The organism is Streptomyces sp. NRRL WC-3742 (assembly GCF_000720635.1).
GTDB lineage: Bacteria > Actinomycetota > Actinomycetes > Streptomycetales > Streptomycetaceae > Kitasatospora.
Window position 1 is genome coordinate 1 of sequence record NZ_JOCF01000050.1, and the last position, 17908, is coordinate 17908.

The window sequence follows — 17908 nt, forward strand, 5'->3', positions numbered from 1 at the left end:
CCCCCAACCCCCAACCCCCGAGATCACGACCCCCGAGATCACGACCACCAGACGGATGCGGTGAACGGATACGCCCGCCTCTCCGGTTCAGTATCCCGGGCGGGGAATTCGTGAAAGGAGAAGTCCCCAGGTCGGAAGGGGTGTGAGGCGGCCTCACCCGTGATGTGTCCATGGCCGTTCCCTGAATTTCCGTCGGCGGACCCGAGGGCAATTCGGGGAATTCGCAGATTGCACACGTGATTCGCGTAAGTCCCTTCCTTTCCCGGACCGAATCTGACAGCATCGTCCGCTATCCGGCGACCGGGGGTGACCGATCGGGCCGGGAGGCAATCGGGGGAGGAACTCGTGGCTCGGCTTCGTCGTGCGCAGGCTGCGCCAGGTGCAGGGGACGTGACCGCCGAGGCAGCTGAGACGGGTACGCCCGCCCACGGCCCCGCGCGGTGGGTCCGCACCAGGCTGCTGGCGAGCCCGTCGGCCGCGCTGCTCATGGCGGCGCTCGCCTTCGTCACCGTCTTCCTGGCGGCGGCCTTCCCCCGCGTCGCGGACCGGGGCGCGGACACGGCGTTCCAGGACTTCGTCAGCCGACGGGGCGTCAACCAGAGCAGCCTGCTCGTCACCTCCAAGACGCAGAACGGCGACAACGCCCCCGTCCTCGACCGCGTCCAGGAGCACCTCACCGGGATGGTCGGCCGCCGGCTGACGGTCAGCCGGACGGGCCAGGTCTACGGCACCCGCGCCCTCACCGACCACGGCATGGCCAACCCGGAGTACGTCCGGTTCGCCGAGAAGCACACCGACCCCACCCTCGGCCTGCTCTACCTGCACGACCTGGCCTCCCGCGCCACCCTCACCGACGGCACCTGGCCCACCCCCGGCGACGGCTCCGGCCCGCTGCCGATCGTGATCAGCAAGCAGGCCGCCGAGAGCATCCACATCAAGCTCGGCGACGTCATCGACAACGGCGTCGAGGGCTCGGGCAGGAAGCGCACCACCGTCGTCGTCGGCCTCTACCAGGTCAACGACCCCCGCGACCCGGCCTGGGAGGACCTCGGCTGCCCGGCCCGCGCCTGCCTGAGGACCGACCCCGAGCACGAGCACTGGGCGACCAGCGGATTCGTCGACGGCGCCAGCCTGCCCGCGCTCGCCCGCTGGGGCTCCGTCGCCGAGGACTTCTGGCGCCTGCCCGTCGACACCGCCTCCCTGCACGCCGACCGGCTCGACGGCCTGCGCGCCACCGTCACCTCCTTCCTGACCGGGCGCGACGCCACCGCCCTCGCTGACGAGACCGGGCGCCGCGACCTGCACGCCACCTCCAACCTGCCCGAGGTCCTCACCCGCGCCGACGAGCGCTACCGCGCCTCGCTGCCGCTGAGCACCATCGGCCCGGCCGGAGTCGCGGGCGTCGCCGCCGTGGTGCTGTTCCTGGCCGCCGCCCTCACCACCGACCGGCGCGCCGCCGAGATCAGGCTGCTCCGCGCCCGCGGCGGCTCACTCGCCGGGGTGCTGCGACGCCTGATCGGCGAGGGTGCCGTCACCGTCCTGCCCGCCGCTGCGCTCGGGACGGCCCTGGCGCTCGTCCTGCTGCCCACCCCGCGCTGGGGCCAGCCGGTGCTGGCGGCCCTGGTCGCGGCGCTGACCGCCGTGCTCGCCTTCCCGGCACGCGCCGCCCTGCTGTGGGCGCGCCCGCGCGCCGCCGGCAACCGGCGCCGACTGGTCGGCGAACTCACCGTCCTGGCGGTCACCGCGGCGGCGGTCGCGGAGGTACGGCGCCGGGGCGTCGGCACCGGCACCGGACTCGACCCGCTGCTGATCGCCGCCCCGCTCCTCCTCGCCGTCCTCGGCGGGCTGCTGCTCGCCCGCACCGAGCCCGTGGTGGTCCGGTGGCTGGCCGCGCTCGCCGGCCGGGGTCGCGGCCTGATCGGCTTCCTCGGCCTCGCCCGCGCCGCCCGCGACAGCTCGGGCCACCGAAAGCCCTCCGTCCTGCCGCTGCTCGCCCTGCTGATCGCCGTCACCACCACCGGCTTCGGCGCCACCGTGCTCGACACCGTCGACCACGTCCGCACCCGCGCCGCCCGCATCACCACCGGCGGGGACCTCGGCGTCTCCGTCCCCAACTACACCACCCTCACCGAGCCGTTCACCCAGGCCGCCGGCGCCCTGCCGGGCGTCCGGGCCTCCACCGCCGTCTGGGTCGAGCCCCAGGCCCGCATCCTCGGCGCCGACCAGACCTACACCGAGGCGTACCTGGTGATGGTCGTCGACCCGGCCGCCTACGCCGAGATCGCCCGCACCCTCGGCGCCGGCGAGTTCGACGCCGCGAAGCTGGCCACACCCCCCGGCGGCGGCCGGGACACCCCGGTGCCCGCACTCGTCAGCAGCGGCTTCGCCAAGCGCCTCACCACCGGGGCGTCCCAGGTGCGCACCCCCAGCGGCAACGACCTGCACCTCACCGTCGCCGCCGCCGTCGGCGCCACCCCCGCCTTGCCCGACCCGGGCAAGCCGTTCGTCGTCGTCCCCGCCGCAGCGGCCTGGGAGCGCCTGCCGGACGCGAAGCGGGTCAACAAGTGGTTCGCCGTCGGCGACACCGACCCCGAGGCCGTCCGGACGGCCCTGCGCGACAACGGCGGTGTCCAGCCCGTCGGCCTCGCCAAGATGATCGCCGACGACGCCGCCGCCGTCGGCAAGGACACCCACGACCTGCCCGCCGGCTACATCGTCCACAGCAGCCGGGAGACCGCCGCGGCCCTCGGCGACGACCCCCTCCAGCACGCCGCCGGGCGGCTGTTCTGGTACGCGGCGGCCGCCGGCGCCGGGTACGCCCTGCTCGCCGTGCTGCTGACGCTCTTCCGGGCCGCCCCCGACCGTACGGCGCTGCTCGCCCGGCTGCGCACCATGGGCCTGCGGCCCCGTCAGGGCCTGGCGCTGATCGTCACCGAGGCGCTGCCGCAGACCCTCGCGGCGGCGGTGGGCGGCGGGCTGGTGGCGGTTGCGGCCGTCGCGCTGCTGGGCGGGGCCTTCGACATCTCGACGCTCGTCGGCGCCAAGGTCGGGGACGCCATCACCCCCGTGCTGCTGCCGGTCCTGCTGCCGACGGCGGGCCTCGCGCTGCTGGTCGCCCTCGGCGTGGTGGCGGAGACCCTGGTCGCGGGGCGGCGCCAGATCGCCACCGAACTGCGGGCGGGGGAGCAGGCGTGAGGGCGCGTCTCACGGCAGGCTTGCGATCTTCTTCCGGAGCTCCCTGAGCTCCTCGTCGTCGGGATTGTGCTCGACCGCCTGGTGGATGAGCAGGCGGGCGCGGACCGTGTCCCTGCTGTTGGTGCACGCGATGGCGTGGGAGGAGTAGACGACACCGAGCTCCTGGCGAAGCGTCACGCGGGCCCTGGCGGATCTCGCCACCTGCAGCGCCTCCTCCAGGAGCCCGGCGGCGTCCTCGTAGCGCCTGGCGAGGTAGCGCTCGGCGGCCTCGGCGCGCCAGAGGCTCACCATCAGCTTGCGGATGTCCTCGCCGTCGTCGTAGGACCTGGCCCTGCCGATCACCTCGGCTCGTTCGGAGAACGGACGGTCCCGGAGGTCGTCCGCCACGTGGTTGGCCAGCATGACCGCCACCCTGCGCGGGGCCTCCCGCCGGCCGTCGCCGGTGAACTCGCGGTCCGCCGACAGCGCGGCGGCCATCCGGCTCAGCGCCGGCCCACGCCGGTCGGCCAGCGCGGCGGACCGGGCGAGCAGCCGCATGGTGTGCGCGTAGCCGTCCGTGTAGTCGTCCAGGCCGGGGTCGAGCGCGATCAGTTCCTGCCACAGCCCGGCTTCCTCCGGGGCCGGTTCCAGCGCCCGCTCCAGCAGGACGACCAGATCCTCCTGACCGTCGGCGCCATGGACCAGGGCCCGCGCCTCGCCCGTGACCGCTCCGGTGGGCCCCGTTTCCGCCGACTCCATCAACGTCCGGACCTGCTTCCGGAGGAGGCGCAGTTCCAGGGTGGCGATGTCGATGTCCGCCTGGCTGCCCTCGAGTTGGGGCGCGAGCCCCTGGTCCTCGGGCCGTTCCTGCAGGAGGCGGCGGGTCTCCTCGGCCGCCGCGAGCAGGCGCGCCATGCGGGCGACCTCCCCCGCGGCGAGCGCCCGCTCCGCCACACGCGTGTGCTGCACGGCCGCCAGCTGCCGGTTCACGTCCCCCACCAGCAGGCGCAGTTCCCTGATCGTCTCCTCCAGGTGGACGATCCGTTCGGCGGCGAGCGGGCTGGTGCGCTGCGCCTCACGGCGAAGCGCGTGCAGGGCGGCGCGCGCCTCCTCGTCCAGTCCGTGGCCGTGGGCGTCCAGGAGGTCGAGGAGCCCGTCGAGGAACTCCCTGGGGGCGGCCCGCTTCCCGAGGAGGTACCCGGTGACGACCTGCGGCGGTTGCCCCAGTGCCTCGGCGAGCCGCACCGCCGTGACCCCCCGCTGCGCGAGGACCGCGTTCAGCTGTACGGCGTAGGGCGAGTGCGGCGCGGGCCGGTGGGCGGCGTTGCGGGTGAAGCCGAACAGCTCGGCGGTGTCGCTGTTGCGCTGGTTGGGGTCGGGCAGTCCGAGCTGCTCCAGGCGCCCCCGGAGGTGCGGGTACAGGTCGCCGAGCGTGAGCCACTCCGGCGCGTCGGTGACTCCGTCGCGGATGAGGCCCAGCAGTTCGCGGGTGAAGGACGTGGCCGTCTCCGCCTGCTCGGCGAGCGGGACGACGTGGGCGGCCCGGTCGCTGGCGGTCAGGGTGTAGGCGCCGCGGATCTGGGTGGTGCCCGCCAGGTCGGCCGCGGGCGCGAGGGCCTCGATCGCCCGGCCCGCGTAGCAGCAGTCGAGGATGACGATCTTGACCCTCGCCCGGCTGTCCAGGAGTGCCTCGCGAATGCGCACGTAGTCCAGGCCCGTCACGTCCGCGTGCTCGGGCAGGGTGTCGGTCAGTGCGAGGCACAGCTGGCCCCGGGGCAGGATGAGCCCGTGCCCGACGAAGTAGACCAGCAGGACGTCCTCGGTCTCGCGCGCCAGACGACGCAACTCCTGGACGAGGACGGGCATGCCCGTGGGGTCCAGGAGCGTGGTGACCCGCTCCCGGGGCCAGCCGCACAGCTGCGGGTCGATGAGGACCTCCCGCATGCCCGTGAGGCTGTTGGCCGCCGCCGGGAGCTGCGGGAGATCCTCGGACCGGTAGGTGCCCGTGCCGATCAGGATCGCCCGCGATCTCGAGTAATCGGGCAGCCTCGAGTAGTCGGGCAGCATCGAGCAGTCGGGCAGTTCAGACACCGCTCCCGCCTTCGCCCTCGCCCAGCACCTCCCGGATCATCGGTACGACGTCGTCCGGCTTCACGTTGTGGGCGTTCACCTTGACCGAACCGGCGTCCGTCGTCACCGTGACCGAGACGTCCGCGCGCCGCGTCCGCAACCACGCGGTCAGCGAGCCGGCCAGGACGGCCCCCGCGCCGCCGGTGCCGAGCGCCACCACGAGCACATCCGTGACCCCGCCCATCTCGCCCTCGGCCGGAGGCCGCGACTCGGCCCGCACCAGCCCGGCCAGCCCCCGCTCGCCGCGCAGCCACGTCCACAGCGTGGCCGTCTCCCGCAGCTCGTCACCGCCGGTCACCCGAATCCGAGCGTCCAACCCACACCCCCAAGGTGCGCCAACTGTCCTACCCGCAACCGAAATCCGGGCCTCACCGGGGATGATGCCAGGTAATCGCCCCGCCGCGCGCCACGTACCGGATCAGATGCCGGGGAGCGCCGCCGCGGTTGCGGCGAACCCGGTCGCTGCTGCCGAGCGCACGCTTCGTTCAGGCCGGCCGCCGGTTGATCCTCCTGCGGAGCCCGGCCTGCGGCGGCGAACCGATCGGGAGGGCGCCCGCGCGATCGGTGACTTCGCGGTACTCCCCGAGCGCCGCCTCGCTTTCCTCCTGCCGTCCGAGGTCGTCCAGCTGAATGTGCAGGAGGTACAGCGCACGGCCGAGGCTCGGCCCGTAGGCCGGATTCGACCGCGCGAGCCGACGATAGATGCCGACCGACTCCTGCGCGGCCTTCACGCTGTCCTCGGGCCGGGACCGGCCGAGGCGGAGCGACAGGTCGTACAGCGCCAGCGCGAGGTAGGACGCGTCGGTCGTCGGATCGGTGCGTGCGAGCCGGCGCTCGACGGCGATGGTCTCCTTGAGCGAGGCCAGTGCCTCGGGCCGACCCGTCCTCGAATAGAGGATGAAGAGGTTGTGCAGCACGGTGGCCAGGGTGCGTTCGGCGAATCCGGGGTTCGTCGGCGCGTGTCGCCGCACGATGGCCAACGCTTCCTCGAATGTCCTCTGAGCCTCGGTGCTTCCTCCGTCCCGGTACTGGTCGGCCGCGAGGTCGTTCAGTGCCAGGGCGAGTTCGGTTTCGGTCTCGTGGTCACCGGGGTTCGCGGCGGCCAGCGCACGGAAGGAGGCGACGATGTCCAGGTGCAGGCGCCGGCTGATGGCCGACAGGGGGTGCTTGGGGGAGGAGGGGATCATCGCTGCGGCGGCTCGCATGACCCGGTGGCTGGTCCGTCCCGTGTCCAGTGCGGCGTTGAGGGCGTCCAGGATCTCGGAGACCGCGGCGGTCCTCCTGGCCGAGGCGTGCGCGGAGGTGGCGCGGGCCAGGACGACGAAGGCCCGGAGCTGCTGGTTGTCTCCGGCGATGCGCCACAGGGTCGTCAGGAACTCGGGGCCGGGGTGGGTGAGTTCGGCCGTGGCGTGGTACTCGGCGAGCCGGTCGGGTTGCAGTGAGCCCCAGTAGCGTCCGGTCGACGGCGGGTAGAGCGCCCGCAGCCATTCGGCGACGTCCCATTCCCGGCCGGGTGGCAGTCCCGGTACGGCCAGGGTGGTGGTGAGGGCCTCCGCCTGGGTGGCGGCCCCGCAGAGCGCCGCGACGGCCACCGCGCGCCGCAGGGTGGCCGGTCGTACGTCACCGAGTCGGAACATCGGGGAGGCGGCGGTTCCCTCCCAGTAGCGTGCCTCGTGGCTGAGCAGGAGGGCCTCGACGTCCTGGCCGGGGGCGGAGCCGACGGGGTCCGGGCCGTGCTGCAGGAGGGTGACGAGTGCGGTCATCTGCAGCGACAGGGCGGAGATGTGGCGGGCGCCGTTCAGGCTGCCGGGCGCCCCGGTGCGCGCGGCGATGGCCGGCCAGTCGGCTCGTGGGAGGCCGGGAACGTGTGCGAGGAGCCCGGCGAGGTCCCGCGTGGCGCCGGCGAAGGCGGCGGCGCGGGCCTCGGGGGAGGCGTCCCGGGGGAGGAGGGGGCCCAGCAGGGTGATCGGAGCGGTGGCCAGGATCGCCCGGGTGTCGGGCCCGGCGCCCAGCGTGTCGCTCATCCACTCGCCCTTGCCTCTGGCGATCAGCAGCAGGCGGGTCCGGTGCCTGGCGTGGCGCAGGTGCTCGATCAGTCGGCGGAGCTGGTGGGGCAGTGTCTCTGCGTAGTCGACGACGAGCAGCAGCGGAAGCGAGGTGTCCAGGAGGCTCCAGTCGGGGCCCGTGTCCCCCGGGGCGTCGGCCATGTCCGCGCGCAGCTGTGCCGCCACCCACCCGGCCTCGCGCAGGATCGCGGTGACGTGCCGCGCCAGGCGGCTCTTGCCCTGGCCGCCCGGGCCCGTCAGTACGCGGACCGCGAAGTCCTCCGGGCCCTCCCGGCACCAGTCGAGGAGGTCGCGCAGCTCCCGTTCCCGGCCCTGGAAGCCCACGGCCTCCGTGTCGGCGCGCAGCAGCATCGCGGGCGAGCGCAGATCGCGGGCGCGAGCGGCGGGGGCGAGCAGGCCCGCGGGTTCGACGGGTTCCAGCAGCGGCGGCCATCCGGTGTGCCGGGCGATGACCGTCCGGAACCCGTGGTCCGCGAGCAGGTCGCCGGCGCGTACGGCGGTCAGCCGACTGCCGGTGGGGGCCTGCCGGTCCTGGGACACCAGGCCGACGAGGAGGTCGCCGCAGATCACGGCGGCGCCCGAGAGCCCCGACCACTTGGTGGCGGTCGATCCCGGGGGCGCGTCGTACGGGAGGGCGGGGTTGGTGCTGAGGATCTCGTAGCGGTTGGCGAGCCGCCCGGTGCCGGGATGGATGTGGCCGGTCAGCTGTTCGTCCCCGCGGCCGGTGACGTCCTTCTGCATGCGGGGGTAGCCACAGACGGTCACGGGCTGCGGACGGCTGCCGATCAGCTGCCCCCAGCGTTGCGGCGGGCGGGTGTCCGGGCCGGTCAGGGAGGCAGGGACGGGCCAGTCGATGTCCTGCTCCACTTCGACCAGGGCGGCGTCGATCGTGCCGTCGCCGCGCTGCCAGAGGACTCGGGCGGCGAAGCGCTTCTCACTCGAGGAGGGGCGGCAGATGGTCACCCCGCCCACGTCCGGCCGAGGGCCCGACCCGAGCACGTGCGCGGTGGTCAGCACCAGACGGGGAGCGACGAGGTATCCGGTCGCGAAGGCCGCCCTGCCCGCGTTTCCTTGCCTTGTGACCCTGACCTGCACGATGCGATCGAACTCCACGCCCCGCCTCGCTGAGGGTTCCTTCCTGCATGACAGATCGTCAGCCTCTCATCTCCGAGGACGGCGTGACCAGCCGGGGTTCGGGCGGGCGCGATGCGGAACGGCTGGCGGGCGCCCGCCCGGGAGTCGGCATCGGGACACGCTCAGTGGCCGAGCGCGTTCGCGAGTTCGCGCTTGTTCATCTTCGACCGGCCCTTGATGTTGCGGTGCTTGGCCTCGTTGTAGAGCTGGTCGTACGTCGGGCCCTGCGAGCCGCTGTGCGAGCGTTTCCCGCCGCGGTGCCCGGAGGACACGTCGTGGATCGAGCTGCGGCTCGCGGTCTTGGACTCGCCGTGCCGGGCGCGTTCCTTGTTGACCGTCCGAGCGGCGATCTCCTTCGCCCGCTTCTCGCTCTCGCCGCGCTCGAGGGCGCTCTCCTTGATGTGCTCGTACTGGCGCTCGCGCTTGGGGCTGGATCCTCGCGGCATGACTCTCTCCTCTCTCTCCGCACTCACCGGATCACTCGACGGATCGCTCGAGGGCACACGGGGGATCCCTCGACGGAGCCCTCACGCGATCACGGGTACCCGGAGAACTCGCATCAAATCAGTCGAAACACGAATTTGATGTCGTGTGTCGGGGTAGAACCATCGTGCAGTGGCCCCGGGTGAACCCGGTGGCCGCGCCAGCACCCACCCGGTGCCACCGGGACCGTCGCTTGAAGAAGCCGAGCGAGGGTCCTGGGGAAGAAGCCCGCAGCGCGCGAGCGAGACCTCGTCCGCCGCGCAGGGTGACCGCCCCGATGCCCAGGAGAATCAGGTGCCCCCCCTTTCGCAGACCGCTCACCCCACTGAACGGCAAAGCGCCACGGATCTGCCCGACCTGCCCGCGACCGAGCTGCCGCCCCGCTACAGCAGGGCCGAGCTACGGGCCATGGGCACGACCACGGCGCGCGAGCTGAGCGACGCACTCTTCGAGCGCCTGGTGGGCCTCGCCCGCGAGACCCACGCCTACAGCCACGTGCGCGCCTCGATCATCGAGCTCAACATGCCGCTGGTGCGGTTCATCGCCGCCCGCTTCCGCCACCGCGCCGAGGACATGGACGACATCCTCCAGGTCGGCACGATCGGCCTGATCAAGGCCGTCGACGGCTACGACCCGCAGCGCGGCGCCGAGTTCGTCACCTACGCCCTGCCCACCATCGCCGGCGAGATCAAGCGGTTCTTCCGCGACACCTCCTGGCCCGTCCGCGTCCCGCGCAGCATGCAGGAGCTGTACCTGACGGTGACCCGCGGCTCCGACCGCCTGGAGCAGGAACTCGGCCGCCTCCCACAGCCCGAGGAACTCGCCGAGGACCTCCACCTCACCGTCGAGCAGGCCACCGAGGGCGTGGTCGCCGGCCGCGTCTACCGGCCCACCTCCCTGGACGCCCTGTGCGAGCGGAACACCGACGAGAGCGGCAGCACGCTGCTGGACCGCCTCGGCGACTGCGACCCCGGCGTCGAACTCGCGGACTTCCGCACCGCCGTGCGCCCGCTGCTCGCCGAACTGCCGCCACGCGAGCAGACCGTGCTCAAACTGCGCTTCTGGGACGGCTGCACCCAGGCCGAGATCGCCGAGCGCATCGGCGTCTCCCAGATGCACGTCTCCCGCCTGCTCAGCAGCACGCTGGCCGCGCTGCGCGACCGGCTGGAGGATCGCGACGCCTCGGGCTGGTCGGACCGGCCGCCGGACGAGGAGCCCTGAGCCCTTCGTGCCCCCGGAGTCCCCCGGGCGCCGCGGCGGACAGCCGCGCACCCGGGGGAAAGCCGAAGCGCAGCGGGTGAGGGCGTCTCCGGCCTAGCCTGGAGGGGGGCTCACACGGCGAGGGTGATCCGGATGACCGAGCAGCAGCCCCCCGGCGGCAGCACACGGGCGGACGAGGCGAGCGTGCTGCGGGAGGCCGTGGACCGGCTGCGTGCCGAGGCGGAGGGGCTGCGCCGGGCGATGCGCACCCGGGGTGTGATCGAGCAGGCGAAGGGCATGCTCACCGAGCGGCTGGGCTGCACGCCGGACGAGGCGTTCGGCCATCTGGTCCGGCTCTCGCAGGACACCAACCGCCGGGTCGCGGACATCGCCGCCGCTCTGGTCGGCCTCGCGGCACCGATCGAGCACCTCGCCGAGGACGAGGCCCTGCGCGCCGCCGTCGGGGAGCCCGTCCGGCCCGCGCCGCCCCCGGCCGCCCGCCCGCGTCCCGTCCCCGCGCCGCCCGGCGCCCCCCGACCGGCCCCGGCGCCCGACCTGGCCGCCCGCTACCACCTGGCCGTCTCCGCCCTGGCCGGCGCGGAGACCCCGGACGAACTGGCGCGGCTGCTGCACGAGGTGGCGCTGGCCCCGCTCGGCGTCGTCGCCGTCGTCCTCGGCCTGCTGGAGCCGGACGGCGCCCTCGCGCTGGTCGGCAGCCACGGCGTGGAGCCGGGCCGGGTCAGCCGGTGGCGGCGCGTCCCGCCGGAGACCGGGGTCCCGCTCGCCGCGGCCGCGCACGGCGGCGGCATGGTCTGGGAGTTCGACGCGGACGCCGCCGACGGCGGCCGACCGCCCGAGACCGGCCGGATCGTCCCCGGCCGCACGGCCTGCGCGGTGCCGCTGCGCAGTGGGGAGCGGATCGTCGGGGCGATGAGCCTCGGCTGGGACGGCCCGCCGGAGCGGGCCCGCGCGGCCACCCGGTACGTCGACGCGCTGGCCGGACTGGTGCCCGGGCACCTGCTGCGCGTCGCCGCGGCGGAGGGCGGGGAGCCGGGCCTGGTCGTGCCGGGCGGCGAGTACTGGTTCCGCGGCGTGTTGGACGCGATGTTCGAACCCGTCCTCGTCCTGTCCGTGGTCCGCGAGGGCGGCGGCGGGGGCGCCGTGACGGACCTGCGCGTCCGGTACGCGAACGCGGCCTCCGGCACCGACCCGGTGCCCGGACGGCGCCTCAGCGAGATCCTCCCCGGCCTCGTCACGACCGGTGCGTTCGCCCGCGTCCTCGAGGCCGCCGAGACCGGCGTCCGCTACGAGGGCCGGGCCGAGGACTTCACCGGCGCCGGGCCCGAGGCGGCGCTGACCGTACGGGCGGTGCCGTTCCTCGACGGTCTGCTGCTCACCTGGCGCGCGTAGGGCGTGCCCCTCCGGGCAATCCCGCCCCGAGCCACGCCGGAGCCCGGCGAGGCCCGGACACCGGGGTGCTCACCCGTGCGGGGGCCGGTCGGAGGGCGTGCCGCGTGGCTCGCCGGGCGGGTGGTGGGCCCGCGGCTAGGGTCGCCGGTGGCGCGCGAAGGGCGCCCGTCCCCGCGGACGCCGCCCGTCCCGCTGCGGAGGTTCCATGACCGCCCCGCCCGCCGCCGCGCGCCGCACCCAGGCGCGGCTCCACCAGGGCGGCACGGTGCTGCGCTGGCTGTTCACCACGGACCACAAGGTCATCGGGAACCTGTACCTGGTGACGGCGTTCGGGTTCTTCCTGGTCGGCGGGGTGCTGGCGCTGCTGATGAGGGCCCAACTGCTGGGCCCGGACACCGGATTCCTGTCGAACCAGCGCTACAACCAGATGTTCACCATGCACGGCACGATCATGCTGCTGCTGTTCGCGACCCCGACGTTCGCCGGCTTCGCCAACGCGATCATGCCGCTGCAGATCGGCGCGCCCGACGTCGCGTTCCCCCGGCTGAACGCCTTCACCTACTGGGCCTTCCTGTTGGGCGGACTGCTGGTCCTGAGCGGCTTCCTCACCTCCACCGGGGCGCCCGCGTTCGGCTGGTTCGCCTACGCGCCGCTCAACGGGCCGGTGTTCTCGCCCGGCACCGGCGGCGACCTGTGGGCACTGGGCCTGGTCGTGGCCGGCCTTGGCACCATCCTCGGCTCGGTCAACTTCATCACCACGATCACCTGCCTGCGGGCGCCGGGCATGACCCTGTTCCGGATGCCGGTCTTCACCTGGAACGTGCTGTTCACGTCGATCATGGTGCTGCTGGCCTTCCCGGTGCTGACGGCGGCCCTGCTCCTGCTGGAGGCGGACCGCAAGTTCGGCGCGCACGTCTTCGACCCGGCCAACGGCGGTGCGCTCCTGTGGCAGCACCTCTTCTGGTTCTTCGGCCACCCGGAGGTCTACATCGTCGCGGTGCCGTTCTTCGGCATCGTCAGCGAGATCGTCCCGGTGTTCAGCCGCAAGCCGCTGTTCGGCTACTACGGGATGATCGGCGCGACCATCGCCATCACCTCGCTGTCGATGTCGGTGTGGGCGCACCACATGTTCGCCACCGGCCAGGTGCTGCTGCCGTTCTTCTCCATGATGTCGTTCCTCATCGCGGTGCCGACGGGGGTGAAGTTCTTCAACTGGGTGGGCACGATGTGGAACGGCTCGCTGTCCTTCGAGACCCCGATGCTCTGGTCGATCGGCTTCCTGGTGACCTTCCTGTTCGGCGGGCTGAGCGGGGTGCTGCTGGCCGCGCCGCCGATCGACTTCCATGTCACCGACAGCTACTTCGTGGTGGCGCACCTGCACTACGTCCTGTTCGGCACCGTCGTGTTCGCGACCTTCGCGGGTTTCTACTTCTGGTGGCCCAAGCTGACCGGGAAGATGCTGGACGAGCGGATCGGGAAGCTGCACTTCTGGCTGGTGTTCACGGGCTTCCAGCTCACCTTCCTGGTCATGCACTGGCTGGGCGCCCAGGGCATGCCGCGCCGCTACGCGACGTACCTGGACGTGGACGGCTTCACCACGCTCAACGTGCTCGCCTCCTGCGGCGCGTTCGTGCTCGGGATCTCCAACCTGCCGTTCTTCTACAACGTCTGGATCACCACCCGGTACGGCCGCCGGGTCGAGCGGGACGACCCGTGGGGCTGGGGCCGGTCGCTGGAGTGGGCGACGTCCTGCCCGCCGCCCGGGCACAACTTCCACGTGCTGCCGCGCATCCGCTCCGAGTCCCCGGCCTTCGACCTGCACCATCCGGAGGTCCCGGCCGAGGAGAGCGGCGACGCGCGGCGGCGGGGGAGCGCGCGGTGAAGGCCGAGGGATGGCTGTTCTCGGTCATGGCGGCGTTCTTCGCCGTGACCGGGCTGGTCTACGGGTTCTGGGCCCGGGAGCCCGCCGGCAAGGCGATCCTGGCGGTGGGGTTCCTGATGTCGGCGCTGGTCGCCTTCTTCTGGTTCGTCCAGCACCGTCGGCGCGGCCGGGGCCGGCCCCAGGACCGCAAGGACGCCGAGATCGCGGACACCGCGGGCCCGATCGGGTTCTTCCCGGCGCGCAGCGGCTACCCGGTGCTCGCGGCCGTGGGGGTGACGGTCCTCGCGCTCGGGGTGGTGTTCGCCCTGTGGCTGGTGGTGGTCGGCGCCCTGGTGGTGGCGCTGGCCGTGTTCGGGTTCATCTTCCAGTACGGCGACGACGGCGGCGCATGACGTCGCGCAGCAGCCGGCGCAGGGGGCTCTTCGCCGCCTGCCCTGCTGTCCGCCCTCCTGTCCGCCCTGCTGTCCCGTCGCCCGCACCGCGGGGGTGTTCCGGAGCGGTGAGGACGGCCGCGACCTGCTCCGACTCCCCTTCGGAGGCGGGCAGTTCGACCCGGTCGCGGTAGAACCAGGAGCTCGCGGCGGCCCGGGCCCGCTCCCGGCGAGGCGCCCCCTGCGGGGCGGGCGGCGGCACCGGGGCGTCGCGCACCAGCATGACCTCGCGTTCGGCGGGCCGGACGGGCCGGCGGCGGCCCTCGTAGCCGCCGTCGAGGGACTGGACGATCCGCCCGGTCTCGTCCCCGGCCAGCAGCCGGGAGCGGTCGCGGCCCTGGAGGGCCAGGCAGAGCCGGCGGGTGAGTACGAACGCGACGGCCGGCAGGACGATCAGGGCCGCGCGCAGCACGACGGTGAGCGCGTTGACGGAAATCCCGAACGCGAAGGCGATCACGTCGTTGCCGCCCGCGACGAGCAGGACGGCGTACGCCGTGATCCCGGCGACCCCCAGTGCGGTGCGGACCGGCTTGTTGCGCGGCCGGTCGCACAGGTGGTGCTCGCCCGGCCCGGGGTCGAGCCACCGCTCGGCGAAGGGATAGGCGTACAGCAGTCCGAACATCAGCCCGGGCAGCACCAGCGCCGGGATCAGGACGTTCCACGACAGCGTGTGCCCCAGCGCCCCGGTCTCCACCGCGGGCATCAGCCGCAGCGCGCCCTCGATGAAGCCGATGTACCAGTCGGGCTGGGCCCCGGCCCCGGCGACGTCGGGCCGGTAGGAGCCGTAGCGCCAGATCGGGTTCATCTCCGCGAGGAAGGCGGACAGCGTCATGACGCCGCCGACCGTGAACATCAGGCCCACGCTGCGGGCCATGAACTGGGGGAAGAACGGCATGCCGACCACGTTGCGGTTGGTGCGCCCGGGCCCGGCCCACTGCGTGTGCTTCAGCACGACGACCAGGGTCAGGTGCGCCCCGATCAGGGCGACCAGCAGGCCGGGCACCAGCAGGACGTGCACGGTGAACAGCCGCGGGATGACCGCGTGCCCCGGGAACTCGCCGCCGAACGCGAAGAAGGTGAGGTACGTGCCGACCAGCGGCAGCGAGAGCAGGACGCCCTCGGCGATGCGCAGCCCGGTGCCCGAGAGCGTGTCGTCCGGCAGCGAGTAGCCGGAGAACCCCTCCAGCAGCGCCAGGTTGAACAGCGTCACCCCGATGACCCAGTTGAGCTCCCGGGGGCGGCGGAAGGCCCCGGTGAAGAACACCCGCAGCAGGTGCACGCCGATCGCCGCGGCGAACAGCAGCGCCGACCAGTGGTGCACCTGCCGGATCAGCAGGCCGCCGCGCACGTCGAAGCTGATGCGCAGCGTCGACGCGTAGGCGTCGGAGACCCGGACGCCCCGCAGGGGCAGGTACGAGCCGTCGTAGACGGCCTCGGCCATGCTCGGCCGGAAGAAGAAGGTCAGGAAGACGCCGGTCAGCAGCAGGACGACGAAGCTGTACAGGGCGATCTCGCCCAGCAGGAAGGACCAGTGGTCCGGGAACGCCTTGCGCAGCAGCGCGCGGGCGGCCTCCGTGACCGGCAGCCGCCCGTCCAGCGCGGCGGTTGCGCGCACCCCGGTGGACGGCTCGCTCGTGACCTCGGTTGGCTCCACGCGAGGCAACCTAGTGCGAGCCCCGGGGAGCGGGGCGGCCCTGAGCGGCGGCTACGCCGTGGAGTGGTAGGGGAACACTCCAACGGCGCAGCGTGCGGTGCCGGTGTCGGTGTCGGTGCCGGTGTCGGCGCCGGTCAGGGCCGGGACCGAGTGTTGTGGACGGTCACCAGCGGTACCAGCGGCCTCGACGGCCGCCTCCGGAGCCGGCGGTGAGGAAGAAGCCGAGGACCCAGACGACCAGAACGGCCAGCGCGATCCACCACAGAATGTGGATGGCGAAGCCGGCGCCGCCCAGGATCAGGGCCAGGAGCAGGACGAGCACGAGTAGCAGCATGGGAATCGGCCCTTCGTGGGGGGTGTCGGACGTTCGACCATGGCGGGTGCCCGGCTCTGGCCGTTCCATGCGGGTTCGTGCGAACTCGCCGGGCGGTCCTGCCGGGCGGTCCTGCCGGGCGGTCCTGCCGGGTGTCAGTCCGGGCCGATCCGCGCCCGCGTTTGGCATCGGCCCGCCCGGGGGACACGCGCGACTGGCGGGGGAGTCGGTGAGGAGGAGACCAGCGATGTCGAACGATGTCAGTGTCCTGCTGCGGGGGGACCACAGGGAGGTCCGCCGCCTGTTCCGCGAGTACCGCGCGCTCGCCGACGGCGAGGACGGCGCCGGAGGGGAAGACGGTGCCGACGGGCCTGACGGCTCCGACGGCTGGGTCCCGACGGCCTCCCCGCCGCACTCCAGCGGCGACGCGACGGGTCGCGGTCGTGGACGCCCGGAACTCGGCCGGACAGTCCGGAGGCCGGGGCCATGACGGACCGTGCCGCAGGCCAGGGGTGGACCTTCCTCACCAGCCACGCCCGGGTGCTGGTGCAGATCGCCCGTGATCCCGGCATCCGGATGCGGGACATCGCCTCCGACTGCCTGCTCACCGACCGGGCCGTCCAGCGGATCATCGCCGACCTCGAGGCCGCCGGCTACCTCAGCCACGAGCGCCGGGGCCGGGTCAACCACTACCAGGTGATCGCGGGCAAGCAGCTCCGCCATCCGGCGGACGCCGGCCCCACCCTCGCGGAACTGCTGGCGGTGCTGCTGCGCGAGAGCGGGCCCGACAAGGGGGAGCGCGCCCGGCGCGCGGTCGGCGAGGGGGGAGAAGGCGGTTGACGACCGGGCCGCCGGGGAAGGGGCGTGCTCTCAGCGGTCCACGCCACCCATCACCGGGTCGATGCTCGCCACCGCGACGATCACGTCGGCCACCTGGCCGCCCTCGCACATCGCGGCCATGCTCTGCAGGTTGGTGAAGCTCGGGTCCCGGAAGTGCACCCGGTAGGGGCGCGTGCCGCCGTCGGAGACGAGGTGCACGCCCAACTCGCCCCTGGCCGACTCGACCGCCGCGTACACCTGCCCCGTCGGGACGCGGAAGCCCTCCGTCACCAGCTTGAAGTGGTGGATGAGGGCCTCCATGGACTCGCCCATGATCTTGCGGATGTGGTCGAGGGAGTTGCCCAGTCCGTCCGGGCCGACCGCGAGCTGGGCCGGCCAGGCGATCTTCTTGTCGGCCACCATCACCGGGCCCGGGCGCAGCCGGTCCAGGCACTGCTCGACGATGTGCAGGGACTGGCGCATCTCCTCCAGGGCTTGTCGTACTCGTGCATTCGCGAGCGCAGCAACCGGACTCCCTCGCGGATCTGGTCCACCGCGCCGGGCGGCAGGTCCTGGGCGAGGCCGCCCGGCCGGATGTAGCCGTGGTTCATCCGCAGCCCCGTCACCAGCTCGAAGATGTCGAGGACGACCTCGCGGTCCCGGAACCCGTAGACCATCAGCGTGGTGGAGCCGATCTCCATCCCGCCGGCCGCCAGCGCCACCAGGTGCGAGGAGACCCGGTTCAGCTCCATCATCAGCACCCGGATCACGCTCGCCCGCTCGGGGACGTCCTCGGTGATGCCGAGCAGCTTCTCGACGGCCAGGCAGTAGGCGGTCTCGTTGAACAGCGGGGTCAGGTAGTCCATGCGGGTCACGAAGGTGGTGCCCTGGACCCAGTTGCGGAACTCCATGTTCTTCTCGATGCCGGTGTGCAGGTAGCCGATGCCGCAGCGGGCCTCCTTCACCGTCTCGCCGTCGATCTCCAGGATCAGCCTCAGCACGCCGTGCGTGGACGGGTGCTGGGGGCCCATGTTGACGATGATGCGCTCGTCGTCGGCGCGCGGCGGCACGGGCTTCTCCAACCAGCATCACGCACATCCGCCGGGGCCGCCCCCGCTCCCGATCCGGAACGCTCCGGCCCCGGTCGGCCCGTACGGGTTCCGACGATTCGGTCGCCCCGGCCCCGGCCCCGGCCTCGGCTTCGGCCGAACC

Annotated in this window: 12 protein-coding genes and 1 pseudogene; 6 read left to right on the forward strand and 7 right to left on the reverse strand. The window is 73.2% G+C overall.

All coding sequences use genetic code 11. From position 1 onward, the window contains the following. Window positions 1-390: 390 nt before the first annotated feature. On the forward strand, window positions 391-3195 hold the full coding sequence (locus IH61_RS0125635; RefSeq protein ID WP_031073840.1) for a hypothetical protein: 2805 nt from the start codon (window positions 391-393) through the stop codon (window positions 3193-3195). A 9-nt stretch (window positions 3196-3204) separates the two neighbouring features. On the opposite strand, the gene IH61_RS43185 is transcribed toward IH61_RS0125635, so the two are convergent. The 4 genes from IH61_RS43185 to IH61_RS0125655 all read right to left on the reverse strand — a co-directional run bounded on the left by IH61_RS43185 (window position 3205) and on the right by IH61_RS0125655 (window position 8950). Next, on the reverse strand, window positions 3205-5265 hold the full coding sequence (locus IH61_RS43185) for a caspase, EACC1-associated type (RefSeq protein WP_158845282.1): 2061 nt from the start codon (window positions 5263-5265) through the stop codon (window positions 3205-3207). Next, window positions 5258-5602, reverse strand: coding sequence for an effector-associated constant component EACC1 (locus tag IH61_RS0125645; RefSeq protein ID WP_051837966.1), 345 nt, complete (start codon window positions 5600-5602; stop codon window positions 5258-5260). Before IH61_RS0125645 ends, IH61_RS43185 begins: the two co-directional genes overlap by 8 nt. A gap of 187 nt (window positions 5603-5789) precedes the next feature. Further along, window positions 5790-8465, reverse strand: a complete 2676-nt coding sequence (locus IH61_RS0125650; RefSeq protein WP_158845285.1) for a S1 family peptidase — start codon at window positions 8463-8465, stop codon at window positions 5790-5792. A gap of 161 nt (window positions 8466-8626) precedes the next feature. Next, window positions 8627-8950, reverse strand: a complete 324-nt coding sequence (locus tag IH61_RS0125655) for a hypothetical protein (protein WP_031073844.1) — start codon at window positions 8948-8950, stop codon at window positions 8627-8629. Between the two features lie 331 nt (window positions 8951-9281). Here IH61_RS0125655 and IH61_RS0125660 point away from each other — a divergent pair, with 331 nt between their 5' ends. The 4 genes from IH61_RS0125660 (at window position 9282) to IH61_RS0125675 (ending at window position 13871) form a co-directional block, all read left to right on the forward strand. After that, window positions 9282-10208 (forward strand): SigB/SigF/SigG family RNA polymerase sigma factor, encoded by a 927-nt coding sequence (locus IH61_RS0125660; RefSeq protein ID WP_234327331.1) that lies wholly within the window; start codon window positions 9282-9284, stop codon window positions 10206-10208. A gap of 132 nt (window positions 10209-10340) precedes the next feature. Beyond that, window positions 10341-11597, forward strand: a complete 1257-nt coding sequence (locus tag IH61_RS0125665; protein ID WP_031073848.1) for a GAF and ANTAR domain-containing protein — start codon at window positions 10341-10343, stop codon at window positions 11595-11597. 205 nt (window positions 11598-11802) lie between these two features. Continuing rightward, on the forward strand, window positions 11803-13479 hold the full coding sequence (gene ctaD, locus IH61_RS0125670) for a cytochrome c oxidase subunit I (RefSeq protein ID WP_037973351.1): 1677 nt from the start codon (window positions 11803-11805) through the stop codon (window positions 13477-13479). After that, a complete protein-coding gene (locus IH61_RS0125675) occupies window positions 13476-13871 on the forward strand; it encodes a cytochrome c oxidase subunit 4 (RefSeq protein WP_031073852.1) in 396 nt (131 codons plus the stop codon). The genes ctaD and IH61_RS0125675 overlap by 4 nt, the downstream gene beginning before the upstream one ends. Here the strand turns inward: IH61_RS0125675 and IH61_RS0125680 are convergent. After that, window positions 13837-15564 (reverse strand): cytochrome b, encoded by a 1728-nt coding sequence (locus IH61_RS0125680; protein WP_234327332.1) that lies wholly within the window; start codon window positions 15562-15564, stop codon window positions 13837-13839. The two genes, IH61_RS0125675 and IH61_RS0125680, sit on opposite strands and share 35 nt — an antisense overlap. Before the next feature lie 163 nt (window positions 15565-15727). After that, on the reverse strand, window positions 15728-15898 hold the full coding sequence (locus IH61_RS0125685) for a hypothetical protein (RefSeq protein WP_031073857.1): 171 nt from the start codon (window positions 15896-15898) through the stop codon (window positions 15728-15730). 465 nt (window positions 15899-16363) lie between these two features. Here IH61_RS0125685 and IH61_RS0125695 point away from each other — a divergent pair, with 465 nt between their 5' ends. Continuing rightward, window positions 16364-16717, forward strand: coding sequence for a helix-turn-helix transcriptional regulator (locus tag IH61_RS0125695; protein WP_031073861.1), 354 nt, complete (start codon window positions 16364-16366; stop codon window positions 16715-16717). A gap of 30 nt (window positions 16718-16747) precedes the next feature. Here the strand turns inward: IH61_RS0125695 and IH61_RS41400 are convergent. After that, window positions 16748-17757, reverse strand: a pseudogene (locus IH61_RS41400) (NADH-quinone oxidoreductase subunit D); the annotation flags it as partial. Window positions 17758-17908 lie beyond the last annotated feature (151 nt).